General features: G+C 57.6%; 26 protein-coding genes. 1 reads left to right on the top strand and 25 read right to left on the bottom strand.

Features of this window, described 5'->3' with window-relative positions:
* Positions 1 to 1,362: an ABC transporter substrate-binding protein gene (locus ACFSE1_RS10965; RefSeq protein ID WP_377400710.1), complete on the bottom strand. Its 1,362-nt coding sequence runs from the start codon at positions 1,360 to 1,362 to the stop codon at positions 1 to 3.
* Positions 1,363 to 1,636: 274 nt separating this feature from the next.
* Between ACFSE1_RS10965 and ACFSE1_RS10970 the strand changes: the two genes are divergently transcribed.
* On the top strand, positions 1,637 to 2,662 hold the full coding sequence (locus tag ACFSE1_RS10970; RefSeq protein ID WP_377400714.1) for a LacI family DNA-binding transcriptional regulator: 1,026 nt from the start codon (positions 1,637 to 1,639) through the stop codon (positions 2,660 to 2,662).
* A 3-nt stretch (positions 2,663 to 2,665) separates the two neighbouring features.
* On the opposite strand, the gene folD is transcribed toward ACFSE1_RS10970, so the two are convergent.
* From folD to ACFSE1_RS11090, 24 genes are all read right to left on the bottom strand, one after another.
* On the bottom strand, positions 2,666 to 3,565 hold the full coding sequence (gene folD / locus ACFSE1_RS10975; RefSeq protein ID WP_377400717.1) for a bifunctional methylenetetrahydrofolate dehydrogenase/methenyltetrahydrofolate cyclohydrolase FolD: 900 nt from the start codon (positions 3,563 to 3,565) through the stop codon (positions 2,666 to 2,668).
* Between the two features lie 118 nt (positions 3,566 to 3,683).
* On the bottom strand, positions 3,684 to 5,558 hold the full coding sequence (locus ACFSE1_RS10980) for a GumC domain-containing protein (RefSeq protein ID WP_377400720.1): 1,875 nt from the start codon (positions 5,556 to 5,558) through the stop codon (positions 3,684 to 3,686).
* 131 nt (positions 5,559 to 5,689) lie between these two features.
* On the bottom strand, positions 5,690 to 6,379 hold the full coding sequence (locus tag ACFSE1_RS10985) for a WecB/TagA/CpsF family glycosyltransferase (protein ID WP_377400723.1): 690 nt from the start codon (positions 6,377 to 6,379) through the stop codon (positions 5,690 to 5,692).
* Between the two features lie 229 nt (positions 6,380 to 6,608).
* Positions 6,609 to 7,148, bottom strand: coding sequence for a hypothetical protein (locus ACFSE1_RS10990; RefSeq protein WP_377400726.1), 540 nt, complete (start codon positions 7,146 to 7,148; stop codon positions 6,609 to 6,611).
* On the bottom strand, positions 7,148 to 7,513 hold the full coding sequence (locus tag ACFSE1_RS10995) for a hypothetical protein (protein ID WP_377400729.1): 366 nt from the start codon (positions 7,511 to 7,513) through the stop codon (positions 7,148 to 7,150). Before ACFSE1_RS10995 ends, ACFSE1_RS10990 begins: the two co-directional genes overlap by 1 nt.
* 25 nt (positions 7,514 to 7,538) lie before the next feature.
* A complete protein-coding gene (locus ACFSE1_RS11000; protein WP_377400732.1) occupies positions 7,539 to 8,102 on the bottom strand; it encodes a rod-binding protein in 564 nt (187 codons plus the stop codon).
* Between the two features lie 310 nt (positions 8,103 to 8,412).
* A complete protein-coding gene (locus tag ACFSE1_RS11005; protein WP_377400735.1) occupies positions 8,413 to 8,820 on the bottom strand; it encodes a hypothetical protein in 408 nt (135 codons plus the stop codon).
* A gap of 7 nt (positions 8,821 to 8,827) precedes the next feature.
* The gene (fliR, locus tag ACFSE1_RS11010; protein WP_377400738.1) at positions 8,828 to 9,580 is read right to left on the bottom strand and encodes a flagellar biosynthetic protein FliR; all 753 of its coding nucleotides are present in this window, start codon (positions 9,578 to 9,580) and stop codon (positions 8,828 to 8,830) included.
* A complete protein-coding gene (gene flhA, locus ACFSE1_RS11015; protein WP_377400741.1) occupies positions 9,577 to 11,664 on the bottom strand; it encodes a flagellar biosynthesis protein FlhA in 2,088 nt (695 codons plus the stop codon). The genes fliR and flhA overlap by 4 nt, the downstream gene beginning before the upstream one ends.
* Before the next feature lie 129 nt (positions 11,665 to 11,793).
* The gene (gene fliQ / locus ACFSE1_RS11020) at positions 11,794 to 12,060 is read right to left on the bottom strand and encodes a flagellar biosynthesis protein FliQ (RefSeq protein WP_377400744.1); all 267 of its coding nucleotides are present in this window, start codon (positions 12,058 to 12,060) and stop codon (positions 11,794 to 11,796) included.
* Between the two features lie 217 nt (positions 12,061 to 12,277).
* On the bottom strand, positions 12,278 to 12,793 hold the full coding sequence (flgD, locus tag ACFSE1_RS11025) for a flagellar hook assembly protein FlgD (protein WP_377400747.1): 516 nt from the start codon (positions 12,791 to 12,793) through the stop codon (positions 12,278 to 12,280).
* On the bottom strand, positions 12,784 to 13,233 hold the full coding sequence (gene flbT / locus ACFSE1_RS11030) for a flagellar biosynthesis repressor FlbT (RefSeq protein ID WP_377400750.1): 450 nt from the start codon (positions 13,231 to 13,233) through the stop codon (positions 12,784 to 12,786). The genes flgD and flbT overlap by 10 nt, the downstream gene beginning before the upstream one ends.
* Positions 13,230 to 13,577: a flagellar biosynthesis regulator FlaF gene (gene flaF, locus ACFSE1_RS11035; protein ID WP_377400753.1), complete on the bottom strand. Its 348-nt coding sequence runs from the start codon at positions 13,575 to 13,577 to the stop codon at positions 13,230 to 13,232. Before flaF ends, flbT begins: the two co-directional genes overlap by 4 nt.
* Before the next feature lie 37 nt (positions 13,578 to 13,614).
* Entirely contained in the window at positions 13,615 to 14,703 is a 1,089-nt protein-coding gene (locus tag ACFSE1_RS11040; RefSeq protein ID WP_377400756.1) for a flagellar hook-associated family protein, read from the bottom strand.
* 3 nt (positions 14,704 to 14,706) lie between these two features.
* Positions 14,707 to 16,152 (bottom strand): flagellar hook-associated protein FlgK, encoded by a 1,446-nt coding sequence (flgK, locus tag ACFSE1_RS11045; protein WP_377400759.1) that lies wholly within the window; start codon positions 16,150 to 16,152, stop codon positions 14,707 to 14,709.
* 31 nt (positions 16,153 to 16,183) lie between these two features.
* Entirely contained in the window at positions 16,184 to 17,395 is a 1,212-nt protein-coding gene (locus tag ACFSE1_RS11050) for a flagellar hook protein FlgE (protein ID WP_377400822.1), read from the bottom strand.
* Between the two features lie 223 nt (positions 17,396 to 17,618).
* Complete coding sequence (locus ACFSE1_RS11055; RefSeq protein WP_377400762.1) at positions 17,619 to 18,290, bottom strand: winged helix-turn-helix domain-containing protein; 672 nt, start codon at positions 18,288 to 18,290, stop codon at positions 17,619 to 17,621.
* 282 nt (positions 18,291 to 18,572) lie between these two features.
* Positions 18,573 to 19,142: a transglycosylase SLT domain-containing protein gene (locus ACFSE1_RS11060; RefSeq protein ID WP_377400764.1), complete on the bottom strand. Its 570-nt coding sequence runs from the start codon at positions 19,140 to 19,142 to the stop codon at positions 18,573 to 18,575.
* Positions 19,078 to 20,553 (bottom strand): flagellar hook-length control protein FliK, encoded by a 1,476-nt coding sequence (fliK, locus tag ACFSE1_RS11065; RefSeq protein ID WP_377400766.1) that lies wholly within the window; start codon positions 20,551 to 20,553, stop codon positions 19,078 to 19,080. Before fliK ends, ACFSE1_RS11060 begins: the two co-directional genes overlap by 65 nt.
* Positions 20,554 to 20,557: 4 nt before the next feature.
* Positions 20,558 to 21,832, bottom strand: a complete 1,275-nt coding sequence (motC, locus tag ACFSE1_RS11070) for a chemotaxis protein MotC (RefSeq protein WP_377400768.1) — start codon at positions 21,830 to 21,832, stop codon at positions 20,558 to 20,560.
* Entirely contained in the window at positions 21,832 to 23,097 is a 1,266-nt protein-coding gene (locus ACFSE1_RS11075) for a MotB family protein (RefSeq protein ID WP_377400771.1), read from the bottom strand. The genes motC and ACFSE1_RS11075 overlap by 1 nt, the downstream gene beginning before the upstream one ends.
* Positions 23,094 to 23,735 (bottom strand): hypothetical protein, encoded by a 642-nt coding sequence (locus tag ACFSE1_RS11080; RefSeq protein ID WP_377400774.1) that lies wholly within the window; start codon positions 23,733 to 23,735, stop codon positions 23,094 to 23,096. Before ACFSE1_RS11080 ends, ACFSE1_RS11075 begins: the two co-directional genes overlap by 4 nt.
* Positions 23,736 to 23,985: 250 nt before the next feature.
* The gene (locus tag ACFSE1_RS11085; RefSeq protein WP_377400777.1) at positions 23,986 to 24,954 is read right to left on the bottom strand and encodes a flagellin N-terminal helical domain-containing protein; all 969 of its coding nucleotides are present in this window, start codon (positions 24,952 to 24,954) and stop codon (positions 23,986 to 23,988) included.
* A gap of 496 nt (positions 24,955 to 25,450) precedes the next feature.
* Positions 25,451 to 26,425, bottom strand: a complete 975-nt coding sequence (locus ACFSE1_RS11090) for a flagellin N-terminal helical domain-containing protein (RefSeq protein ID WP_377400780.1) — start codon at positions 26,423 to 26,425, stop codon at positions 25,451 to 25,453.
* Positions 26,426 to 26,761: the final 336 nt, after the last annotated feature.

The raw sequence follows: 26,761 nt of genomic DNA on the forward strand, positions 1-26,761 counted from the left end.
TTACTTCAGGCCGTCCCAGGCCTTCTGGATCTCATCGCCAACCTGTTGCGCCGACTTGCCGCCAACGAAATCGACCATGCCTGTCCAGAACGCGCCAGCACCGATCTTGCCCGGCATCAGGTCCGATCCGTCAAAGCGGAAGGTCGTCGCCGTGGTGAGGATTTCTCCCTGCTTTTTCAGCGCATCATTGGCATAGGCTTCCGTCTTCACGCCCTTGTAAGGCGTCAGGAAGCCGGACTGCGCCATCCAGACCTCGTGCGCGATCGGCGTTTTCAGGAAGTCGATGAAGGCGCGTGCCGCAGGTGAATCCTTCGTGATGGTGACCAGCGTTCCGGCACCCAGAACCGGCGTGCCCAGTTCTGGCTTGGAAGCGTAGGTCGGCATGTAGAAGAAGTCTGCATCCGTGCCAAGCTTGGTGCCTTCGGGGAAGAAGGTCGGGATGAAGGACGCCTGGTGATGCAGATAGCACTTTGGCGGAATGTCGAAGAGACCCTTCGGGCTATCGCGGAAATCGGTGGACGCCACGGCCGCAACGCCGCCGGACACGTATTTCTCGTTCTTGGCAAATTTGCCGAACTCTTCGATTACGCTGACCACCTTCGGATCGTTGAACTTCACCTTGTTCGTGACCCAGCCATCATAGGTCTCTGGCGTGTTCATGCGCAGCATCAGGTCTTCAACCCAATCGGTGGCTGGCCAGCCAGTGGCACCGCCGGAACCCAGACCGATGCACCAGGGCGTGCCGCCATCCTTGACGATCTGATCGGAAAGCTGGACCAGCTCCTCCATCGTCTTGGGAACCTTGTAGCCTGCTTCCTCGAAGTTTTCCGGAACGTACCAGACCAGCGACTTCAAATCTGCCTTGTAGGGAAACGCAAAGAAGCCATCCTGACCATCCTTGCCCTTGTAGGTGCCAAGCTGCACCCAGGATTTGCCAGCGCCGTAATTCTCCTCAACCCATTTGCCGGTTTCCGGCCCCAGATTGACCAGGAAGCCCTTGGAGGCAAGGTCCTGAAGAAGACCCGGCTGCGGAAGGATCGCAATGTTCGGGGGCGAACCGGCTTGCGTATCGATGACGATCTGCTGCTCGTAGTTTTCCGATGACGAATACTGAACATTCGCACCTGTGGCATCGTTGAAATAGGCAAGCACGCTGCGGAAAAGCTTTTCGTCGTCCCCGCGCCACGGACCGAAGATCGTCAGCGACTGACCCTTCAGATCTCCATGAGATTTCTTGAAGTCTTCGTAGCTCTTCCAGTTGAATTTCGCATCGGAACCAGGCGCGAATTTCAGATCAGCCGCAGATGCACCGGCGACACAGAAGCAAAGGCTAGCAACGCCAGCCAGCAATAGATGTTTCATCAAGACAAACCTCCCGTCAGGATTGAGCAGCTTTTATAACTGCCGAAGAATTGAAGCACCTCCCAAAGCGCTTTGAACGCAAGGAAGACATGGGTGAAGGGCATGAGTCAAGAGGTACCCGACAGCATTCCTTCGGTCGCCTGAGCAGAAAATAGGGCAGAGCCCTGCAAAGTCTATTGTTTTGCATTTTGCAGAAAAACGGGCAAATATGCATTTCGAAGCGCTTTGAACGGGAGAAAAGCCCCGTGGATCGCTTGGGAGGATGGTAAGGGCTGTGAATCTCAAAGAACTGTCGAATCTTCTGGGCCTATCGCAGACCACGATCAGCCGCGCCCTCAACGGCTATCCGGAGGTGAATGCCACAACCCGTGCGCGCATTCTGAAGGCTGCGGAAGAAACCGGCTACCGCCCGAACCGGGCGGCGCGACGCCTTGCCACCGGCAAGGCCGGCTCATTGGGCCTCGTCATGCCGGTGACGGCGGAGCAGCCGATGGACGCGCATTTCGCGGAGTTCCAGAGCGGACTGGCCGACGAATGTTTGCGGCACGATTTCCACTTCACCATCATGCCCGCCAAGCCGCAGGAGGAGGAGCAGGCCATTCGCGATCTGGTTTCCAGCGGCGCAGTGGATGCCTATTACCTCGCCTATATGCGCGAAAAGGATCCGCGCATCGCCATGGCACAATCGCTGCCCATTCCCTTCATCGTGCATGGGCGTTCCCTGGGGCTGGCAGAGGACTATCCCTATCTCGATGTCGACAATGAAGAGGCCTTCGCAGAGGCGACGCGCTATCTTCTTTCCCTGGGCCATAAGCGCTTTGCGCTTCTGAATGGTCCCTTTGATCTGGATTTCGCCCGTCGCCGAAGGGCGGGCGTGGAAAAATCGCTTGCCGCTGTCGGCATGAGCCTTCCGCCAGAGCATGTGAGCAGCACGTTGATGACAGACGCCAACGGTTTTCAGCACATGATGCGGTTTCTCGAACAGGGTTCAAGACCAACCGCTGTTCTCTGTGCCAGCACGGTTCTGGCGCTGGGAGCCGTCCGGGCTATTCGTCAGGCAGGCCTGGAGGTGGGCAAGGACATTTCCGTCATCGCCCATGACGATGACCTTCTGCTTCTGAAGCCGGAACATTTCAGCACGCCGCTGACCACAACCCGCTCCTCCATTCGAGAGGCTGGCAGGCGTATTGCCGAACGGCTTATCGCTGCAGTGAAGGGAGATGATACCGATGCGCCGCAGGCCGAACTCTGGCGCGCAGAATTCATCCTGCGCGCCTCGACCGGACCTGCGCCATCCTGAAAATCAGAATTGCGGGATAGGCCGACCGACGGAGCGGTAGGCGGCCACCACGGTATTGGCCATCAGCATGGCGATGGTCATCGGCCCCACACCACCCGGCACCGGCGTGATGGCGCTGGCAATATCGGCACATTCATCAAAGGCAACATCGCCCACGAGGCGGGTAGCCCCCTCGCCTTTTTCCGGCGCATCCACCCGGTTGATGCCTACATCGATGACCACAGCGCCGGGCTTTACCCAATCCTTGCGCACCATCTGGGCACGGCCCACGGCTGCCACCAGAATATCGGCCTGACGGCAGATGCCCGGAAGATCCTTGGTGCGGGAATGTGCCATGGTCACAGTGGCATTGGCCGCCAGAAGCAGGAGAGCCATAGGCTTTCCAAACAGATTTGAGCGACCGATAACAACGGCATTCATGCCTGAGAGGTCTGCGCCCAGCTGGTTGCGCAGAAGCAGCATGGCACCGGCAGGCGTGCAGGATACAAGCCCGCTTGCCAGATCGCCGCTCGCCACCTTGCCGGCATTGACGACGTTGAGGCCATCCACATCCTTTTCCGGACGAATGGACTGAATGACGGGTTCGGAATTCAGGTGCCGGGGAAGCGGCAGCTGCACCAGAATACCGTGCACGGCTGGATCGGCATTCAGCTTTTCAACCAGCGATTCAAGCTCGTCCTGCGTGGTGGCTTCCGGCAATGTGTATTGCATGGAATGGAAACCGCACTGCTTTGCCATGCGGCTCTTGGCGCCCACATAGGCGTGACTGGCCGGATCGTTACCAACGATGACAACGGCCAGACCGGGCTTGATGCCTGCTTCGCGCTCCAGCACCGCCGCCGCCTCACCGACAGCATCCGTGACCTTGGCTGCCGATTTCTTGCCATCGATAATGACTGCCACGCCTCATCCTCCTGCGGTGAAGATTGCTGCGGCCATGCGCATTTGCCTGCCGCGTTCGAGGCATATTGCTCTATGCGGTCACTTCATTGAATGCAAGGGAGCGACGTAGATTGTCATCTCAAGCGACATTGCGCCACTGAGGTGGTCCGGCCGTGCTGGAAAGGGGTTCGAACTGCCCGGATTCAGCCTCCATTGACAGCACCTCACGCATCCGCTGCAGCTGTTCCAGCAGAACTTGAAGTTCCGCCACGTCCAGCAGAAGCTCATCCTCCTGGTCAGCGGACACGACCTGCTCCTCGCTACGGTCGAACAGCGCGGCCTCCATCAAAGGTGGAAGCGGATTTTCTTCGCCCAGAGGCTCCACATTGGCCATGATCAGTTCACGCAACCACTCATGGGAGCGGTCATCATTGGCAACCGCCTCCAGCATGGCCGCGACAGAGCGGTGCATTTCATCATCGTCAACCGGCTCTTCGTGATCAGACCATTCAGGAACATGGACCGAATGCGATGGCCATTGTGCCTCCACCAAATCCTCTTCCGTTGGAGATACGGCGATCCGCATCGGCACGCTGGGTTCGAGCAGTTCGTCGACCGGCTGTTCCAGAGCCTTATGTGACGTGGATGCTTCAACAGTCGGGAGGTAATCGGGCAGGATCTGCGGCTCGATTTCGAAGGCATCGCCGAAGGGATCCGCAAGTGTCTGCACCTCCGCTTCCGTCTCCGCTTCCGCCTCCGGGCGGGCTGGCAGGCAGGCACCACCGAGGCACAGGCCCGCAAAGGCACCCAATAGCGAGTAAATCCAGAGTGGAAGCCCGGACACGGACACATCAGACACCGCAGCCGGACGCAGCGGCACAATCACTGCCGCCGGTTCAACATCCCTGCTGTCGGCGCGCAGTGCCTCGAGATAGGTTTTTCGCAGGGTTTCAGCCTTCTGCTCAAGCCGTTCATAGGCCTGAACCTTTTCGGGAACGGGGTTTGCATCCAGAGCCGCCAGTTCCCCGGCTGTCTTCTCCTGCTGTGCTTTGACTTCGGCGCGTTCGCGATTGGTCTGGGCAATCAGTGCCGTCACGGCTTTCGCAATGGCCGCGCGTGCGTCAGCTGCGGCACCTTCTGCCGCCATTAATGTGGGATGCCTGGGCCCGAGGCTGACCGAAAGTTGCTGAACCCTCACCTCTGCATCAAGATAGCGCTGGCGTTGCGCCTCAAGCCCTGTCACCTGCAATTCGTCCGGAAGCTCGCGCCCGGAGTAATCCGCCGCTTTCCAGAGAGACAGCGCATCGGCCCGCCGCTCCAGCATCTCCTGCTGGCGAGCCAGCGCATCGGCCTGTGCCGCAAGCACAGAACGCTGATTGCGCTGCTGTTGCACATTCGCCAGTTCTTCGGGCGACAGGTCCAGCTCCTCCATCGAGGACTGCGCCTGTTCAAGCTCGGTGCGCAGTTTTGCAAGCCTCTCTTGCCCGGCAGAAGGCTGGCTCTGCTCCAGAAGCTGTTTCAGGACATCGGCCCCGGCATTGGCAACATTTACGGCTTCTTCGGCCTTGGAACTTTGCGCCAGAAGCAGGATCGTGCGCCCGTCAGGCGCGACAACGGGTTTCAGCATGCCTTGCAAGCGCTCACGCAGCGACGCTTCGGAGCGGTCGATCGTCATGGCATCGCCGGTGATGATGTCGTTGAGGAAGTCGAAAACGCCCTGACGCGAACGGATATCCTGCCCGGACCAGCCAAGACGCTCGGCAATGCGATCCAGCACCTGCGGCTGGTAGATTTGCGAAGGCAAGGCGTCGACGAGATCCGCCTGCCCCGGCAGAACAACATTCAGGCTGGCTGTTGCAGTGAACTGTCTTTCCACATTCAGCGGCAAGGCCACGGGGGCGAGAGCGCCCAGACTTGCGAAACCGGCGAGCAGCAGCGATGTCAGCATCGCTTTGCCGCTGAAGCGCCGTCCGCTGAAATGCATGCTGTCTCTGACGACATCGAACGCAAACATGAAACCAACCGTGCTTGCAGCCATGCGCTAGGCGCATGCTGTGAAAGCGACGGGTCATTCCACATCATCCGTCGCTGCCTCAATTTGAGCATTTCCGGACGACGACATTCGGCGTCCGGCCACGCCCAACATTAAGACAAGCTAAATTTATTTGACGAATAAAGGGTTAACGAGAGGTCGTCAGAGCCGCTTTCCGGTGGGTTATGATGTGTCGGGCAAGCGGCAAAGAAACCGGGGCAAAAAAGCGCAAGGCCGTCATAGGCAAGCGAAAGCTCCCGTTCCAGCAGCAGTTCCTGTTTGATCGTGCTGCTGTCGACCAGCACGAGATGAGGCTTCACCGCGGCGATCTCGGCCATCAGCCTTCCCCCCGCCCCTGGTTCTGCACCCAGTTGCAAATGTGCGGCATAGACCTGATGCCACGGAACATGGGCGCGGATGAAATCGCGCGCGGCGGAGAGCCGCTGGCGATTGCTGCCAGCCAGAACAAGCCGCTTCGGTTCCGCCATGTAGGTCAGAAGGACAGGAATGAACTCGGCTGCAGGAATTGGCGCCAGAGCGCGCGAACGGAACGAGAGGCGCAGCAGGGCGGCCACGATGGCGCTTTCCGGCAAAAGAATACGCTCGGCCAGATTTTCCCGGTAAGCCGCTTGCAGCAGACCTCGCACCAAAGCAGATGCCGTGACAAAGGAGACCGGTCGATAACCGACCCTTACAGCCGTCATGGCCTCCAGTAGCGACAGGTTTTCCAGCTTGCTATGGGCGGAAAAACCGGTCACCAAGCTTCGATAGAAGGCAAGAAAAGGAAGGCGCTTCAAAGCCATGAAGAGCCTCTGAGGCGTGCGAAAGCAGGCGGCAGAACGGCGCCGCCCGGGGCAGAGTTTGCCGTTTCCCGTTTCCATTGAATGTAAAGAGGCAGGCGCATTGCACCCCTCATTCTTATCGAGCAGGGCTCCTCCGCCCACGCCCGATGTGGTTTCAACCGAAAACCCGTGCGCATGCGCGGGCCTTCCTTTTTTGTTTCGACCAGCCGTCATGCTGACGGGTTTGCAATCAATGGCCGGAACTTGGTGTCTTCTCCGCCTTTACGCCTTCCACGATCTTTGTCGGCGCAACCTGCTTGTCTGGCTGACGCTCTCCATTTGCCCGGATGTCGTCCTTCGAAAGGTAGTCGAGCTGCTCAACCAGGACATCCAGAACATATTCCTCCTGGAAGCGCTCATTGAGCTTCTGCTTGATGGCATTCCTGAATGCCTGAAGATCAAAGCCGCCGGTGTTGGAGAGATCGACCATCTTGTTGCCGACGAGCAAGGTAAACAGCTCGTCGGTCATCATTTCCGTCAGCGGCAGATTCACACCCTTGATCTTTTCCTTGTCCATCATGAAGGAAATGCGGGTGATGAAGTAACCCTGAACAGCCCCATCCTTGAGCATGGGAATATTGATGCTCTCGCCCTTCACCAGCTCGGATTTGTCACGCAGTTGCGCGGCCTCGTCCACGGGCGGCTTCGGCTTCGACATCTGAACGGAGAAGAAGACGGCGCCCAGCGTGACGATGCAGACCCAGAGGCCGGTGAGGATGAGCTTGACCATCAGGATTCGCTGTAAAGGAATTGTTCTTGTGTGTAGGTACCGTCACCATCGGCATCGCGAGCGGCATTCTTGAGAATATCCGCAACCGTGCGAACAGCGTGCAGATGCGCTTCGACGCGGCGCGCATTCAGCGCCAGCTTGTCCTTCAGCACATGCATCTGGTTCATGTGATTGACGGCAAGTTCCTGCGGGTCCGTAGAGCGGAACAGCATCGTCAATTCATAGAGGCAACGGCTTTTGTGGGCGTTCGAGACCTTGAGATCGAACTGCGCATCCTTGCCGATCCGCTCATTCTCGTTATCGATGATCATCTCAAGCCGGCCGAGTACGGACTTGATGCGATAATCGCTCGAAATGACTTCCATGTTATCTTGTCCAGTAAGTGTCATGTCATGCCTCGGCTTGTGCGCGTTCGGTCGACGCAAGATCGAATACTTTCCGCTCAAACTCGTCGATCATGCTGATCGCCTTGTTGCGGCTGTCCTTGTCTGTTGTGGGATTGGGCGCTACTTCATTGCGCATCTTGTCGAGCGAATGCTTGAAAACCTGTTCAGCAATACCGATGCCGCCGCTCTTCGCCACTTCATCGGCGATCTTTTCCGACATCATGCTCTGCCAGAATTCACCGGCCGAGCCCTTGCCGTAAACTTCCTCGCTATCCTTCGGCATCATGGAGTTCACGAAGCTCTGAAGGATGGAGGCTTCGAACTTCCGGTATTCCTCCGGCATTTCGATGCTTCGATCAGCCTTTCGGGCTGTATCGACATGGCTGCGTGTACCGGCATCGTCCAGAAAATCGACGACGGAAGAGAAGCCGGTTCCAGCTGCGGCCAGCCTGGTCGCCGTCGTTGCTGCGCGCGTGGCCGAAAGCTTGGCCTGCGCTTCCTGCACGGAGGTCGGGTCTGCTGCGCGCAACACGTCCATGACGAGATCGCTTGGAGGAGAGATCGCCACGTCTGCATCCTTTCGTCCAGCGGAATGAGGCTCCAGTTCAAGGACCGCATTCCGTTAAAATTGAGCCTGTGAGATACGTCCGGCAGACCACTGGTCTGCCTTGCGCATGTCTTTCCACTGATCATCTCTAAAGAGCCGCTTTGTGTTTACGGCAGCTGCCGCAGAACTGACAGAAGCTTCTCTTTGCTTCGGATGGAGGCAGTATGCTGAGTGAAGCTTGGCTCAGGCTGGCGTGGCCCCTGAAAATCGGGAATGAAATGCAAATGTTAGAGGTGGGGGAGACGGTTTTGCGCCCGGCCATGGAAAGTGATTATCGATCTTTCGCGGTTTCGGCGGCAAGTGTCAGCTCAAGCAAATCATAGATTGCATTGTCGTCGCGCTCGCGATCTTCAAGCCCGCGCGCCTCCTTCATCTGCTCCTCCAATCGCTCGCCCTTGGTGCGTTCGCGCAACACGCGCGCCTCCAGCACCTGCTGGACGCCGGAAAGCTGCTTGTCCTTCACCATCAACCGGCCGAAACGCTCCGCATAGGTCTTCGAGAACTGCCGGTGAACCGGAGCCATGGAGCCGATGGCATCAATCACCTTGTCCATGGATTCCGCGACCTCCTGCCGTTGCTGATTGGTCGCGGCCAACTCGCCCTCGGCCATCTTCTCCAGATGCCGCTGGACATTGACCAGCCGTTTCAGTTTCTTCGATCGGGTGTCCGGGCCAGCCATGTGTCCCTCAGAAGGAGTTGAACACGGGGCCGAAGCCATCCGCGAACTGCCGCGCCAGGGCGGCAATGGAAACATACAGCATAAACAGGCCGCCGGCGATGAGGAATGGCGTTGAGATGAAGTAGATCGGGATCTGCTGCGCCAGCTTGTTGACCAGGCCCACCCCGACGTTGAACAGCAGCCCGAAGATGAGGAAAGGGCTTGCCAGACGCAGCATGATGCTGGTCGAGGCGCGTAAGGTGTCTGCCAGGGTAATCAGCATCTTCTGCGGCTCGAGGATGGCGCCAACCGGCGTCGCCCCGTAGGAATCGACCAGGGCGCGGAAGACCACATGGTGGAAATCCAGCATGAACAGCATCATCAGGCCGCAGAAGGAGATGAAGTTGGTAACGCTGGTTTCCGACATATCTTCGAGAATGTCGTGGCCTGCGGGTGCCGAGAAGCCGATCGACATACCGATGATTGCGCCGGAGAATTGCAGGCCCAGCACATAAAGGCGGGCAATCATGCCATACATGATGCCGATCAGCATTTCGGTGAAGATGAGGCCGATATAGGTGGCCGTGCCTGAGGAGACACGCGGATAGACCGTGTTCCAAAGGATTGGCAGCACCGCAAGCGAAATGGCGACGGATACGAAGAGCCGCACATTCATGGGCAGGCGGGCGCTGGAGAAACCCGGCAGGGTCATGAAGCAGCCTCCCATCCGGCAGAACACCAGAAAGAAGGCCAGCATCGTACCCTGCGGGTCGGTTATCATGAAATGGAGCCCAGTATCTTGATATCCAGCCCCTTGGCCAGTTCCACATGGGATAGAACCGGCAGCGTGGCGAACAGTCTCTCGATAATCATGCGCACATAGGAACGCGTTTCAGGCGATGTGACTAGCACGAAGGGCATGCCGCGGTCCATGAACTCGCGGATCACTTTGTTGGCCTGTTCACTGAACTCTTCCAGTTGGCGCGGATCGATGTCGAACTCGATGACCTCGCCCTTGGAATCGCGCTTCAAGGCTTGATGGAAAAGCAGGTCCCACTTGCTGCCCAGACGCAAGACGCGCAAGACGCCGTTATCCGTCAGGTCGCCGCACAGCTGCTGCGACATGCGCACGCGCACATGCTCCACGATCTGCTCGGTCTTGCGCACATGCGGCGCAAGCTCTGCCACCGCTTCCAGGATGAGGTGCAGGTTGCGAATGGAGACACGCTCTGCCAGCAGCAGCTTCAAGACCGCCTGAAGGCCGGAATAGGACATGTGCGACGAGCAGATCTCATCGGCGAGCTTCTTGTATTCCGGGTCCAGCCTGTCGATCAGGATCTTCACATCCTTGTAGGAAAGCAGCTGAGGCAGGTTGTTGCGGATGACCTCGCTCATGTGGGTCAGCACCACGGAGACATTGTCGATGGGGTGGAAACCCTCGCGCTTCAGATCTTCCGCAAAAGCCTCAAGGATGGAAACAGCCGGCATGCCAAAGGCGGGTTCGCGAATTTCATCGCCCGGAATGCTCGGCTTGCGGCCAGTGCCGGTGACAACCAGCACTTCGCCGACGCGCAGCATATTGGAGGCGACGGTGGTGCCATGAATGCGGATCTGGTAGGATTTTTCCGGAATTGAGATATCGTCTGACACCTTGATTTCCGGAACGACGAAGCCGTACTGGCTGGCGAACTTCTTGCGCATCTTGCTGACACGGAAAGCCAGCTCCTGGTGCGCTCCGAGCAGGCGCGTGGAAATCTGCTTGCCGAGCGCCAGCTCGATCTCTGCGGTCCGCAGCATGGATTTCACGGAATCCTTGTCTGCTTCCTTCGTCTGAATGATCTTCTTCTCTTCCGCCTCACGACGCTGCTGGTTTTCTGCCTCGATGCGACGCGGAACAATCCAGGCGCCAAAGGCCAGAACACCGCCGAGTGCGGCAAATGGAATGAACGGCAGGCCGGGGACGAGCGCTAGGATGCCCATCAGGACGGCCGAGAGGGTCAAGGCGCGGGGATAGCCGCCCAGCTGGTCAATGACGGCCTTGTCAGCCGTGCCGGCGCTTCCGCCGCGCGACACAAGCAAGCCTGCAGCGAGAGAAACGATAAGAGCGGGAACCTGGGAGACGATACCGTCACCGACGGACAGCTTCACGAAAACATCCGCTGCCTCACCGATCGGCATTCCGTGACGGAAATAACCGATGATAATGCCGCCGAAGACGTTGATGGCCGTGATCAGAAGGCCGGCAATGGCATCGCCGCGCACAAACTTCGAGGCACCGTCCATGGCACCGAAGAACATGCTTTCTTCTTCCAGCTCACGGCGGCGGTGCTGTGCTTCTTTCTCATCGATGATACCCGCCGAAAGGTCGGCATCGATCGACATCTGCTTGCCGGGGATCGCATCGAGTGTGAAGCGGGCGCCAACTTCCGCGATACGCGTGGCACCCTTGGTGATGACGATAAAGTTGACCGTCACCAGAATCATGAAAACGATCACACCGATCATGAAATCGCCGGACATGACAAGCGAGGCAAAGCCTGCAATCACGCCGCCCGCCGCATCATGGCCTTCGTGACCATGGGTCAGAATGGTTCTCGTCGTCGCGATATTCAGCGACAGGCGCACCATGGTCGCTATCAGCAGAATTGTCGGAAAGGATGAGAAATCCAGTGGGCGCTGAATCCAGAGCGCGACCATGAGGATGAGAACGGAGAAGGCAATCGAGAATGCCAGCCCCACATCGATGAGGAATTTGGGAATTGGCAAAAACAGAATGCATAGAATGGCAATAATGCCAAGGGCGAAGCCGATATCCCGACCGTCTGGATTGACCTTCGGAATTGAGAGTGCAGGTGTCTGTGCCATCGCTTCTTTCCGTCTCTTCATGAGAAGGCCGCGCAGAAAATCTGCGCGATTTCACTCTGAACCTAGACGCTGAAGCTTGCGCGAGGATGGCTGCCTGTTGGCAAAGCCGCGAACGGCAATGTCAGGCCTCTAGAAGCCGGATTGTATTCGCGAGAAAACGAGTTCGGAGAAAATGTTGATTTGCGAACCGATGAAGGGTGCGGCCAATCCGCAGCTCAACAGGATGGCCACAATCTTCGGGACGAAGGTGAGTGTCATTTCCTGAACCTGCGTCAGAGCTTGAAGGAAGGCGATACTAACGCCCACCACCATGGCGACGATGACAGCGGGACTGGCCGCGATCAAAACGGTTCGCATGGCTGCCTGCATGATTTCCAATGCGTCGGCTTCGTTCATGTCGCCACCTCTCGCCCCGAATCATTCGGAGCCTCATGCACCAGTATCTAGAGCATTTCCGATTCATACGGAATCAGCTCAAATGCTGTCATTATGTCTTTTCACGCAGGCTCAACGCGAAACCGCTCACCCGCATTTTGTGGATGTGCTCTGCACCGTGAGTAAGGGAATGCGCCCGCATCGAGACGCAGTCCCGGCTACAGCCACGTCAGATCGATCAGGAAGAGCCGAAACCTTGCTCATTCTCGGGGCTGGAGGCAGCTTCGGCTGCCGCAGGCGGAGGCGTGATCGGTGCATCGGACACCACAACGCCTGCCTGCATGAGGATTCTTTCCTTCTTGTCAGTCAATGCGATGACGCCATCGGAATAGACCTCGACCTGAGCGATCTTGCCGCTGACCGTGTTATCCGAACTCATCACATATTTACCGACAAGGTCACCAGCGCGAGTCAGTGCCTCGGCCTGCAACATGCTCTTCAGGTGCGTATTCGTCTGGATCGTCTGCTCCACCTGTGAGAAGGAGGCAAGCTGCGACATCTGCTGCGACGCATCCATTGGCGAAGTCGGATCCTGGTTTTTCAGCTGGGCAATGAGCAGCTTCAGGAAGCTGTCATAGTTCAGACTGGCCTTGTTGGCCGCACCGGCAGAAGCAGATGCATTGGCCCACGGATTGTTCGACACCGTATTTTTAGTGGCTGTGGATGTCGCGCTGGTGGTTGGATCTACCGCCATGGCGCGATCTCCCTCCGGATCTGTTCAACCGTCGCCGGCGTCATTTCCTGGTTGTTGAGAATGCGATCTTCCGCAGCATAAAGCGAACGGATGGCCTTCAGGGCATCGAAGGCGCGGCCGCTGACAACCAGAGCGTCGATACGCTTCAGTTCAGCCAGAACCTCTTCATCCTTGAAGCAGCTCAACAACATGGAAATCGACTTGCGGAACATCGCAAGCGACTGTTCCTTGCCTTCCGGATTGATCAGCATCATCTGGGCGATGAAGTACAGCTGACGCAAGGGCGTGGTCGCATCTTCAAGCTGCAGGACATGGTTTTCCAGAAGGAAGGTCACGTCATTCAGAAATTCGAGGGCCACCTTGCGGTCGACGCGCAATACAGCGCCGTTGATGAAAATTCTCTCGCCGGACTTCAGCGAAATGCGCAGTGTACTTTTCATTTCAATCCATCCCTGATGATGGTGGTTACATCGATGATGCCTTGGAAATTCGAGGATTGGCGACGCCGGATCTGCTCGCACTCCTTGAGAATCCAGATTGCGATGGAGATGAGGTTTGCCCGCAGCTCCACGTTCAGTTCGTTTTCCGGCTGACGCAGGTCTTCAATGAAGCGGATCCAGACGCGCCGGGTGAAGAACAGCGCCTCCACAGTTGCGCCCGAGTAGTCTTCTGCATCCCGTGCCGCTTTCAGAAGTTCGATTGTGCGATCCAGCGCCTGACGTTCGCGGCTTTTTGCGTCCGCGATATCGTCCTCCATGATTTCGGCATATGAAAACTGGTACATTCATGTATCCTTCATTTTCACTCACTTCCTTTTACCATCAAAGGAAGTTAATAAGACTTAGCTTCTGTATTCTCGACGTTAATGTGTAAGACGCCTCAAGAAGCGCCTGAAGAGACGTGACCCTTGTGGATGCCTCGAAAGCATCAACACCTTGCAGATCGTTCAGATGGACTTCAAAGATCTTCTTCTGTGCAGCGAGCGACTCGTTGGCCTTCTTGATCCGCTCACTGGAAATACCCAGTTCCGTCCGCGCCTGGGTGATTCCGCCTTGAGCCCGCCCGATCGCCTCATTGGCCTTGACGACGACAACATTGCGCGCCGCCTCAAGCATTTCAGGCTTCAGGAACTCCGCGGAAATGACAGTCGCGAGCATGAAGTTGCGAAAGCCACGGCCATTGGCATTGGCCGAGGTCGCGACCACTTCCGATGAGTTGATCCGCGTCTGCATGTTGGCGTCATTGGCGTTGGAGACGAAGGTTTTCCAGAAATCCTGACCCGCCACGGCAGCAAGGTGCGGTGGGCTTGTCAGAGGTGCAGTGCCGTTGAACTTGGCCTCCAGATCATTCAGGAAATTCTGCATATCCGTGGCAGTCATATCTGCCTTCGAGGCAAGACCATTCGTGCTCAGAAATTGGTTCAGCTCCGCGTCGAACGCCTGTTTGAACGGCGAACTGGCCTGCGTGTAAGAGGTCAGCGGCTTGACATCCGTATTGACGCCCGAGAACAGATGCTCGCCTGCGACCGAAACATTGGCTGCATCGGTGAAGGAATTGAGCGCCGATGTTAATGCCTGTGTCGCATCGCCAAGCGTAGAGGGGCTGGAGGTAAGGGACGCCAGGACACCGCGAACGCTATCGATGGACTTCGACATCGTGGACAGGGCGGAGTCGGACGAATCGATGCGGGTCGTTGCCACCGAATTCGTTGTCAGCTGCGATTCGATACGCATGACATCGCGGGTCAGATCGAGATTGCGCGATGTTTCTGCGCCAATGGCCACACCCATATCCGCGTGGACACCGGTTGTGACTTCCTTATTGGCCTTAATGAGGTCCGTCTGCGCCTTCGCCATAACCTGACGAAGGCTGGTCTGAACCGATACCGAAGAGCTGAATGACGTCTTCATGACTTATCCTGCCACAGCTAACAAGGCTTTCATCATTTCATCGATGGTGCTGACCAGTTTGGTCGCCGCCTTGTAGGATTGCTCGATATCGAGAAGCAGCGAGAGCTCCTCATCGAGGTTAACCCCGGTTTCGTTGGAATAGGCTTCGGAAGCCCGCGAATACATTGCCGTCTTGGTCTCATTCGCAGCACTTGCCGTGCTGCGCATGGCCTCCAGCCAGCCGGCAGAGCTGGATGCATAGGTCATCAACGACAGGTTACCCTTGACGTCCGTTGTGTTGTCGAAAGCACGTGTAGCTTTCATAGCCTGCGCGTAGCTGTCTATCAGTGTGGAGTAGCCAGAGCCGCTCGTATTCACCACATAGGCCGCACCATTCATGCCGCCGTCACGGATCGTGGTCGGAGTGGCCTTTGCAAGAGCATTGACCTTGATCGACCAGGACAGGCCCGGCTGCACGACGCCTGCTGGCGGAATAGTGCTATTCACACCGTTGGTGAACAGGCCGGCCACCGGAGTCGACAAGCCACCCGGACCGGTCTCAGCGAAGGACGCAATCAGCCCGCGAGCAATTTCATCGAGCTGGCTCTGGAACTTCGGAGCCGCCTCGTCGCGGATCTGAAGCAGGGCCTGCAAGGAACCCGCCGCATTGGTGTCGCCACCCTGGCCAGGCGTGATCGCCGTACCATCGATGAACACCTGGTTGCCCGTGACGAGCGCCGTGTAGGTGTTGGTCGGCACGAAGGACACAGCACGCGGAATGCGCTCGAAGAGCGTCGTTCCCTCGGACGTATAGATGGCCATATCGCCATTGGTGCGCAAGACGGTCGATACGCCGACAATCTCGGATATCTTCTTCAAGAGAGTTTCGCGCTTATCCAGCGGCGTGCTGGGATCTGCACCCAGCGCGTTTGCGCTGACGACCTCATTGTTGGCCGTCTCGAACTGCGCCAGAAGGTTGTTCAGTTCATCAACCTTTGTCTTGATCTGCGCATCGGCGCGCTGGCGAACACCCTGGACCTCGGTTGAGGTTACATTCAGGTTATCGACCAGATCCTGCGCTGCCGTGACCACGCTTGCACCAAGCGTTGCCTCGCCTGGAGAACCGGCATAGGAGGACAAGGCATTGTAAAGGGTCTGCAACTTTGCGCTCGGAGAGTTGTCGTAATCATTATTGCCGAGAAGGTCGCGAATTTCTTTCAGCCCGGCCAGCAGGGTAGACTGGCCGGATGACATAGATCCCGTGAGGATGGTCTGCCGCAGGAGCGGCTCGCTCTGAGCACGTTCGATGCTCGCAACCACGGCTCCGTTTCCGGAGGTCGTCAAGGCTGCATTCCGACGCACGTAGTTCGGGTTCTGCGCATTGGAAATATTCGTCGACACCACCGTCGTTTGCTTGGAGGTGTTGTTGAATATCGACTGAGCCGTATTCATTGCTGCGGTAAGCGACATCTATGCTACTCCTGCGGAGACTTTATCCGCCTTAACGCTTCAGGTTCACCAGAACGTCCAGCAGTTCCGCACCGGTCTGGAACACCTTGGAATTGGCAGTGTAGTTTCGCTGGGATTCGATCATCTGGGTCAGTTCGTCGGCGATATCGACGTTGGAGCTTTCCAGCTGGCCGGACTTGATCTTGCCGTAGCCGGTGCTCCCCGCATAACCCATGACAACAACGCCGGAGGTGTTGCTCTGGGAATAGACGTTACCCGCAAGCGGCGTCAGGTTGTCCGGGCTCTGGACGTTGGCCATGGCGATGCGGAATTTTGGAACCGACTGACCGTTCTTGTAGAGAATGGAGACAATGCCATCCTCGCCGATCTTTACCTTGTCCACGGCGCTCGCACCCTGGCCGTTGATGTTGCCGGTAATTGTGTAAGCTGCGCCGAGCTGCACATTATTACCGATATTGATATTCAACGCGCTCAGATTGGCGCCGTTGATCGTCGTCGCCGTTGTCGTGATCGTTCCCGTTGCCGGTGCAGTCAGCCTACCATTGGCATCGAATACCAGTGCCGTGGTTCCAAGCGCAGTCACCGCTGCAGTCACCGGATCCGTATAGCTGATATCAAGGGTCCAGTTGTTGACCGAATTCTTCGTGAACCGGACGTCGAGAAGGCGCGAATTGCCCTGCGAGTCATAGGCAACCACGGAGGTATTCTTCACGAAACCGTTGGCCTCGTTGGCGGGAAGGTTTCCGGAGAGGAAGCCGGCCGTCGATGCCGTGGCAGACATGCCACCCGCATTCACGTTGATCTTGCTCAGGCCCTCGAAGCCATTGATCACAATCGTCGGATCGGTCGTGGATGAATAGGGATATCCCATGAGGGTGAAGCCGGCGGCGTTCTTCAGCGAACCGTCATCCTGAATGACAAAATTGCCGGCGCGCGTCAGATAGTCTGCGCCATCGGCAGCGGAAACGATGAAGAAACCCTGGCCGTCAATGGCAAGATCGGTCGGGGACGAGGTGCCGGTCAACGCACCCTGGTCGCCGATCGAATAACGAACCGTCGTATTGACGCCGCCGGAATTGTAATTGCCGCCCGTGGAAGGCAAGACCATCGACGAGAATTGGGTGGATGCCTTTTTGTAGCCAACGGTACTGGAGTTCGCAATATTGTCGCCGACCGTGCTGAGGCGATTGGCTTGGGCATTCATACCGGACACGCCGGTTCGCATGGTTCCGTAAAGGCTCATATCAATTCCTCGTTCTGCCTGTACGACGACACTAGATGACGGGCCTTGCGTGAAGCTGGCTGTTTGGCTGTTCATCAGCCTTTCCACACATCCTGATAACAGGAGCAGTCCGGGGTATTCTCCGAGGTAAACAAAATACAAACCCCGGAAATCTCTGTCGATTTCCGGGGCTCAAACTGCCTAATGCCGCGTAAAGAATGTGCTGAATGACGCTGAAGTTGTATCAGTTCCAGTCGATGCAGTAGCCAAGGAAGCGTTTGCTGTCGACCGGATCGAAGCCGAGCTTCTTGCGCAGCTTCTTGCGCAGCTTGCTGATGTGGCTTTCAACGACGTTCTCTTCCACTTCCTCGTCGAAGATTCCGTAGATCGCGTTGAAGATCTGGGTCTTGGAAACACGACGGCCACGATTGGCGACTAGGTATTCCAGAATACGCCGCTCGCGCCGCGGGAGGGGGAAGATTTCACCCTGGATTTCCGGATCGCGGCCATCGTCGAACACGCGAATGGAGCCAACATCGGTGTAGTTGGTCAGCGCCTTCACACGACGGCGGATAGCCGCCGCACGGGCGAGAATCTCACGCGGGTGAACGGGCTTACGCACAACATCATCGACGCCGCTGTCGAAGAGGGCAAGCGTTGCTTCCAGCGAAGGCTGATCACTCACTGCAATGACCGGCGCCGACGTGCGATCGCGAATTGCGCGGGGCAATTCCAGCGCGTGCTCGCTCTGGCCGATCAAAAAGGCTTCAACCGCTGCAATGTCCGTGTCAGCTGCAGTGTTGACCCATTCCCCGAATTCACGGGGATCAAAACCTGTTGAGGGCACGCCCTCACGTCCAAAAAGTGAGGTGTAACCCTCTTTAACAAGCTCACGCTCATCAACCACTACGATCATTCGTCCGCCTCCGAATCAGTGTGGTGCCTCGATGGACTATGCGTACGAATCGGAGGGTTCATGAACAACTACCTAAAATTAACCATAGCTTTTAATAGTTGATTAAGGATCGGCTCCCGATTTGCCCTATATCTAGTGGGTCCTGTGGAAAAGTTGCACAAATTTTTAGTGGAAAAGTTAACACTCTTTAAAGACGCCCTTGATCTGCCACTTTTCGAACAAATCAGTGGCGCATAGACACCCCAGAAAAGTGAATAAAAGTCAACCAACTTTAGATTGTTCTCACTGGCAGAATTTTGCAGCCGCCGGTGTCCACTTGCCATAGCCCGTGGCAACCAGGTTCGACATCACCCGGCAGACATATTTCTTCTGGGCGGGGTCATTATTGGGTCCAGCATGGTATCTCGCTACCGCCATCGTCCAGGTTTCGTGCCGGTCGTGGAGGTTGCGGAGGAACTTCGCCGCATATTCCACGTTGCGGCGCGGGTCGAGCATCTCCTGTACGGAGGCAAAATTCTCTCCGTGAAAGTGGTGATTAATCTGCATGCAGCCCATGTCGATGAGCACGCGGCCCTGCCTCCTCGCCTCGGCAAACGCCTGCAAAGCGGCCGCAGGCGTCTCTGGAAAATAGGCCTTGCCTTCAATATTCAGCGCCCAGGGATAAAGGCTCCCCTTCCTCCCGGTCTCTGTGAGACCGACCGAATAGAGGATGCCTTCCGGCACTTGATACTTTGCTGCTGCGGCCTGAATTTCCCGCTCGCAGGCGCCTGCTGCGACGGCCTGGGCGTCAGAGATAGATATCGTCAGAGCGAGCGTCACCGCCAGAGGCAGCAACACGCGTATCCGAGACATGATCATTGGATTCCATTCCTGAACTGAAAGAGGAGCCCGAGCGGCCGGATTGTCCCTGCCCGCCGCTGCCATTGCCCTGCTGACCGAGAGCTGGCCCACGCTGCCCGGAATCGCCGCCTTGGCTCGATGCATCGGATTGCGAGGATGGCGTGATGCTGACCGTGACCTGATCAACCGTGAAGCCCTGGGAGCGAAGGGCATCGAGAATGCCCGAGCTGTCCTGCGAAAGCTGGTTCTGGGCTGCGCGGTTCTCCACGGTGAGGTGAACAGTCAACTGGTCTCCGGTGAGCTTCAATGTCGCCGTGACGGTTCCGAGATCGTGCGGCGTCATCTGCAGCTTCAGAGTATTCACCACATGCCCGGTGCTGCTCTGCGCGGCCGCATTGGAAAGTGCCGCGCTGGGATGCATGGCGGATGTCCAATCCGGCTGATTGGTCATTGCCGAGGTCAGCGCAGCGCCATTCTGAGAAAGGTTGAAGCCCAGGAAGCGACGCGCATCCAGAACGGTTACGGTTTCGCCGCCACCATTGCTGCCGCGTGTTACCTCAAAGCGGGCCCTGCCATCGCTTGCCGTACCGATGGTCATTTCCATGCTGGCACCGCTGCGCTGACCGGCAAACTGGAACGTGCGCGTGCCACCTGTTTCGCCCTGCGTAGGCAGAGGCAGCGCATCAACCGCGTCGTCATCCTTACCAGCCCTCGAGGCTGCCAATTGCTGAACATCCAGTTTTTCCGCGCCACGGCCAGACTTCTCGGAACCCGTTTCGCTGCGGTTGGAGCTTTTCTGGGCGGCGCCTGCCTGCGCCAATTGGTTCAGCGCCTGGATTTCCTGCCCTGAGAGAAGCGACAATACAGATTTCACGTCCGGCTCCGTCGCGTTTCCGGAAGGCTTTGCAGCCACCTCTTCCGCAGGGCCCGTGCCGTCCTCTTCCTTCTCTGTCCGCGCTTTCGTATCAAGCAAGGCGGACGTGGTATCCTTCTTTTTGATCGGAGCGTTCTTGCCGGAGAGTTTGGCCTCTTCCAGCTTCTCATCGCTCAGAGACTTGGCCTCCGCCTGCGCTTCTGCAATCTGCTTGCCTTTCGGATCAACTGTCTTGGTGCCAGCATCAACCCCAAGGCTTTGAGCCCTCAGCGTGACTGACCTGATCAGGGCTTGCGGAGAGAGGCTGACCCGTCGGTTCTTGGTCTTGTCCTCGTCATCGTTATGGTCCTGACCGCGCTCTTCAGCCTGGCTCTGCTGGACGCGATCGCTTTTCTGGGTATCGCGCGACATCTTCGATCCGCGATTATCGAGGCTGGAGAGCGCCTTGCCGAAACCGTCCTCTTCCCCCTTGCCCGCTCGTCCCTGCCCCGCGTCCTGAGGCGCGCCGGTCGCATTGGGGGTCGGCATATTCAAAAGCGGCGTCAGCATGGCACTATCTCTCCTCCTTGAGCATATCGTCGATGGCGCCTAATCTCGATCGGCCTCTATCGACGAATGTCTTGAAGTCGGGGTCGAGTGCATGCGCGTTCGCCGCGGGGAGCGTTGCTGCTCCACCGGCTCCCACGGCATCATGCCCGGGCAGCGCAGAGGTCTGCTCTGCACTGATCTGATTTTCGACTGTAGCTGCCTTGTCTTGCTCCAGGCTTTCGAGGCTTGGTGGCCTTACAACCTCTTCCGCGACACGGCGTGCCGCATCGCGAAGCGCCCTGTCCTGCGCACTCAAAGCCTCGTCCGGAATTTCCTCCAGAGCCTTGACGCTTTCCTTCACCTGCGATGTCGACACTTGCGAGACGCTCTCGAAGAGCTTTGCGGCGGTCGCGCCTGTTTCCCGCGCCCCATCCGTGCGGCTCCCCGCGCGGTCCGCCGCCAGCTTGGCAAGATCTGCATTGCCCTTGATGGTCGCCTGACGCGCCATGCGCAGGAAGATCTCCTGGGCGCGGTCATCATCCATTACCTCCAGGGCACCATCGACATCCTCAATGGTAATGGTGCCGTAATGGTCGACAACGAGCGTCACGAAGAGATCGGCAAACTGGCTTGCATAGGGTGAATGAGAAAATCGGCGGGCATATTGGCGCGAATAGCGAAGCCCCCGGCTGGCGTCTCCCTCTTCGACCGCCACGGCAACGGAGCGGCGCAGCGCCGCCTCCTCGACAATGGTTCCCGGCGCCAGTAGCCGTGCCGTATCGTAGAAGGAAAGCGCCTTCTTTCGATCAGTGGCGATCATCACATTGCCAGCGACAAGCGCCAGATAGGGACCGATCCTCTGATCGCGGTATTCCGGCACCATGGCCGACAGCCCGCCGGAAATCATGGTGCCGCGACCTGCCAGATATTTTCTGAGCGCATTTGCCACGCGGTTATCGAAATTGCCCGCCGTATCCTTCGACACAAGATATTCGAGCGTCGCTGGATTACCGCCACTCATTGCGTAGATCAGGGCAGCATCGGCATTGCGCGGATCATCGAAGGCACGCGGCGACACAGAGCGAAGACGCTTATCGATCGTTCCAAGCAGGAAACGCTGCATCTCGCCAGCGGAATGGTCGCCCATGACGACCGTATCCTGCACATACTGCAGGGAGCGCACCATCTGATAGGGCTCGAGATTATCTTCTGCCTGTTGAGCACCCGAAACATTCGGCCAGACCACAGAAAGGGCCGTTGCCGCAAGCAAGGAGAAAGGGTGCCGGATTCGCCAGATCATCAAGCCTTACCGTCCTCGAGGAGAATTTCGATACGCCGGTTCTGATCTGCCAGCGGATTTTCCGGCACCTGCAGACGGCGATCAGCAAAGCCTGAAATCTGCTTGACACGGTCCTCGGCCAAGCCGCCCTTTACCAGCATGAAATAGGCACTATGGGCGCGGGCTGCCGAAAGCCGCCAGTTGTCATTCTCGCCGGACTTGAAGGGACGCGCATCCGTATGTCCGCGGATGAGGACATCGCCCTTGCGCTCCTTCAGAATATTGCCGATCTTTTCCATCGCAAGCACAAGTTCCCTGCGTGGTACCGCCGAACCGATATCGAACATCGGCGTGTTCAACTGATCCGAGATCGTGATCAGAAGCCCGCCCTCGGCGGGCGTGACAACGAGCCCTTCCGCCAGTTTTCCAGCCACGCCGGAAATCTGGGTTTCAATCTCTTTCTTCAGCTCTTCCGCCTTGCGCGCCTCGGCGGCCGCCGCAGCCGCATCGGCTTGCAGCGTCGCGGCGTCCGGACGCGCACGGGGCACGGCAATCGCTGCCATCTCAACCTCGGTGGCATCCTCAGTGCTTGCCGCTTTTTCCGCCAATTGTTGCCCAGGCGGCGTTGGCGGCAACATTTCCTTCAACGCTTCGGCAGAAGGATCGACAGGCTGCTTTTCCGACGGAGCCTTGTTCTGCCCATCCGCCTTCGTCACCTCGATCTGCTTGGTCCAGAAATCAGGATCGAAGGGATCGCGATAGGCCTCGCCGCCATCGGCCCCGGTTGCCGGGCCGGAGGTGCTTGCGCCGCCCTCCCCCTTGGCACTGACATTGGCTTGCTGACCGACTTCCTGCGCAATTTCGGCAAGAACCGAATAGGGGTTCTGGAAGAAATCCGCCTCCGAGAAGTTGGACTCCTCGCCCGAACTATTGGTCATATCCTCGCCGGTTGCCGCAGCGGAGCCAACCTGATCGGCATCGGCCTTGACCTTGGATCGCTCCTTCTGCTCCTGGCCATCGGCTGCATCGACAGGCTTTTTAAGTCCCTTCTGCGCCGGCGTCTCATCAGAGAGCTTGATCGGATTGAAATAGCTGGCGACAGACGCCTTGGTCTCTTCATTCGCGGCATTGACCAGCCACATGACGAGGAAGAAGGCCATCATGGCGGTCATGAAGTCGGCATAGGCGATCTTCCACGCGCCGCCGTGATGACCGTCGTGACCGCCGCCATGCTTCTTGACGATAATGATCTCATTCTTGCCGTGATGGTGGTTCTGCTCGCTCATCCCAGCACTTTCTTCACACTACCGGCCCAAGCGGAAAGACGCGTCACCAGTACGGATTCCTCGATGTCGACCGAAAGATCGAGATCGTCATTTTCAATGTGACGCAACTCAGGCGCTTCAGCCCCCAAGGCATCGCGAAACTTTTCGAACATATCCAACGGCCCTTGCACCGTGAGACGCGTGACCTCCTGGCTGGAAAGCGCATCCCGAACCATGTCGGCAAGCTCTTCGGCGGCCTTGGTTGCAAGCGCCTGATGCAGAACCGGCGCAAGCGCAGCCGCTGTCAGATCTTCCAGCGTCATCGCCAGAGCATCGCGCATGCCGCGGATCTGGCCTTCCAGACGAGCCACCGCATCGCCCTCCAGCTGTGCGCGAAGAGCAGCAATCGCTTCAGCGTGTTCAGCTTCGAGCTGCTCGCGTTCGGCGGCAAAAGCGGCTGCGGCTGCCCGTTCACCTTCAGCCTTGCCTTCTTCGTAAGCCGCGGCGCGCTCTGCATCAATATCGATGGCAGGCGCAGCCTCTATGGTCGGCTCAAAGCCGAAGGCATCACCGAAGTCTGTATCCTCCATGGCTGGTGCCACGACCGGCGGAGGAGCTGAGGAAAAATCCTTCAGATAGCGAGCAAGCGGTGCGGTCATCAGGCAATCTCCGGCCAATTGGCGCAGGCAGCACTGCGAGCCACAGCTTGGAATAGGGTGTAGAAAGGACCGGTCAACGCCATGATACCATTGACTCCGCTGCACAGGGTTCGGACACGCTTTCCAGATTAAAAACAAAGAGCGTGAATATTTCGGAACCTTAAGCAGTCAAACTTGCGCGAAGATGAAGATAGGGCCGCGAACTGGCGGATCGCGGCCCCCTTTCAGGACGAAAGCGTGAGCCCTCGCCTTACTGTCTGAACAACTGCAAAATGTTTTCCGCGTTGGTGTTTGCGATCGAGAGCGCCTGAATGCCCAGCTGCTGCTGGGTTTGCAGCGCCTTCAAGCGTGTCGATTCCTCGTTCATGTCCGCATCGACCAGTTTTCCGACGCCTTTGTCGATCGAGTCCATCAGGGAGGACACGAACGCTTCCTGCATGTCGATACGGCTGGTGATGGCACCGAGCGCAGAGGCCGAATCCGTCAACTGCTGCAACATGTTTTCGACCGCGCTCAGCATCCCGCCAAGCTGCTCTGGCGTGGTGTTGGCATCCAGCTTGATTTCCGTTCCCGATCCCATGCTGGCGGAGCTTGCATTGATCAGGAAGTAGGCGGCCGTCACCACTGTACCTGCGGAGGTCGTCTGGTTGACGGTCCAGTCCTTGGTCAGAATGCCGCGTCCCGCACTATGGGTATCGATCATGATCGAGTTGGCAGCGTTGAACTCCAGTGTTGTCAAGGAAACCGCACCATCTGGCGAGCGGTTGAAAGACGCCACGATGTTCTTTGGCCCGGCACCGACGGTGCTGCTGTTGAAGAGCCAGTTCTCGCCAGAGAAGGATGCCGATTCGGCAATCGAAGCGAGCTGGTTTTTCAGCTGCTGCACTTCCTTGTCAATCTTCGTCTTGTCAACGCCCGGTTCGGAAGCGGCGGTGATTTTCGACTTGATCTGGTCAACCACCCGAATTGCAGATTCAAGACCCGTATAGGCCGTATCCGTCTTGGCAGCGCCCAATCCCAATGCGTCCTGGACCGTGCTGAGGGCCTTGTTGTCCGAGCGCATGGTCGTCGCGATAGACCAATAGGCCGCATTGTCGGCTGCCTTTTCGACGCGATAGCCCGAAGAAATACGAGCCTGAACCTGCTCCATGTTCTGGTTTACGGATCGAAGCGTCTGAAGCGCGGCAAGTGCGCCCGTGTTGGTAATAATACTGGTCATAAAGGATTGCCCCTGGATGCGAAACGGGACATGCCGGAGCCTCACCGGCAACGCGCGACAGCATCATGCTCGCGCATGGACATCAGATGACCAGGCGCTCGGCGTTCTGAAACAGGTCTGGCCCTTCACTGCCAGGTGGCAGCTGAGCGGCAGGCTTGTCTTGAAACCGATAAAGCTGGATTCTGCTTGTGCGAGGCTGGCGTGAACGCGCATTGCGATCATTCCCCCTCACATCGCACGCATCTGAGCGCATTTCGACCGGACTGAATCACTCTGCTGCACAGGATCTTCGTCAGCATCATGGGCTTTGCCGATGGGCCTGTCTGACGAGAGGATCGCGGCGAAAGCCACCGTTCGCGGCAAAAAGCCTGTCGCCTGAACAGGTTGGCCAAAGCCTGGTCACGCGCCATTGTGAGCGGTGTCTGGCACCGGTCACAGCAGAAAAGGCCGCGCCAGTGGCGCGGCCTTTTCCAAAAACCCCGTCTCAGATCCGTGATTACTGACGGAAGAGCGTGAGAATGTTCTGCGAGTCGTTGTTGGCAATCGACAGAGCCTGGATACCAAGCTGCTGCTGCGTCTGCAGTGCCTTCAGGCGGGTCGATTCCTCGTTCATGTCGGCATCCACCAGCTTGCCGACGCCCTTTTCGATGGAGTCCGTCAGGTCGTTGACAAAGCTCGTCTGCAGGTCGATACGAGCGTTAACGGCACCGATATCAGCGGCAGCGTCCGTCATATCCTGAAGGGCGGCTTCGGTCACAGCCAGGGCAATCGAGAGCTGGTCAACCGTTGCATTGGTGATGTCGAGCGTCAGGAGGCTTTCACCCAGCGAACCACCGCCCAGCGAACCGACGGTCTGAACGCCGACAGAGTTGGTGTAGTTTGCCGTGTAAACCTTCGTCAGCATACCGGAGGTCGTGCTGTACACGCCTGCAGTTGCCGTTTCAGCGATCAGCTTGGAGCTGGTCGTGTTGTACTGAAGGGTCGTCAGGCTGATGTTGCCGGAAGCGTCGCGGTTGAACGAACCAACGATGGCCTGCGTGCCAGCCGTGTTGACGCCAGCCTTTTCATAAACCCAGTTCTGGCCAGAGAAGGAAGCGGACTTGGAGATCGAAACCAGCTGGTCCTGCAGCTGATCAATTTCCTTCTGGATCTTGCTCTTGTCGACGCCCGGCTGCGAAGCCGCGGTGATCTTCATCTTGATCTGGTCAACAACGCTGATGGAGCTCTTCAGAGCCGTGTAAGCAGTGTCGGTCGTGGCAGCGCCGAGGCCGAGTGCGTCCTTAACGGTGCTCAGTGCGTTATTGTCGGAGCGCATGGTCGTGGCGATCGACCAGTAAGCAGCGTTGTCAGAAGCATTTTCGATACGATAACCGGAGGAGATAGCGCTCTGGGTCTGTTCCATATTGCTGCTGATCGAACGGAGCGTCGAGAGAGCTGCAATCGCTGCGGTGTTGGTCAGAATGCTGGTCATAGGATGCCCCTACTGAAATACTATTGACGAGAAACTCCGGGTCCGCCGGCAAGGGGTGTCTTGCGTCATGCTCGCCCGCTCAGGTCTCGGCCTCGGGGCGCACCGCTTGTGTGCCTTCATATAAATCTATTAAGGTTAACAAAGATTAAATCGACGATAAAATCTTTTAAGGTTTTGATGGCGTTGGCTGGATTAGTCACGGCAGGCTCGTCTCTCATCAAAAGATAGAGACGGCATTTCAAGAGAGCCTGACTTGACCGGGGAAGCGCTAGGCTCCAGACTCAATTGCTCCACCATGTCACGATAGCTGCGATGTAGCAGGTTGCCGCGAAGTTT

Origin of the sequence: Affinirhizobium helianthi (assembly GCF_042680945.1) — a bacterium.
Lineage (GTDB): Bacteria > Pseudomonadota > Alphaproteobacteria > Rhizobiales > Rhizobiaceae > Neorhizobium > Neorhizobium helianthi.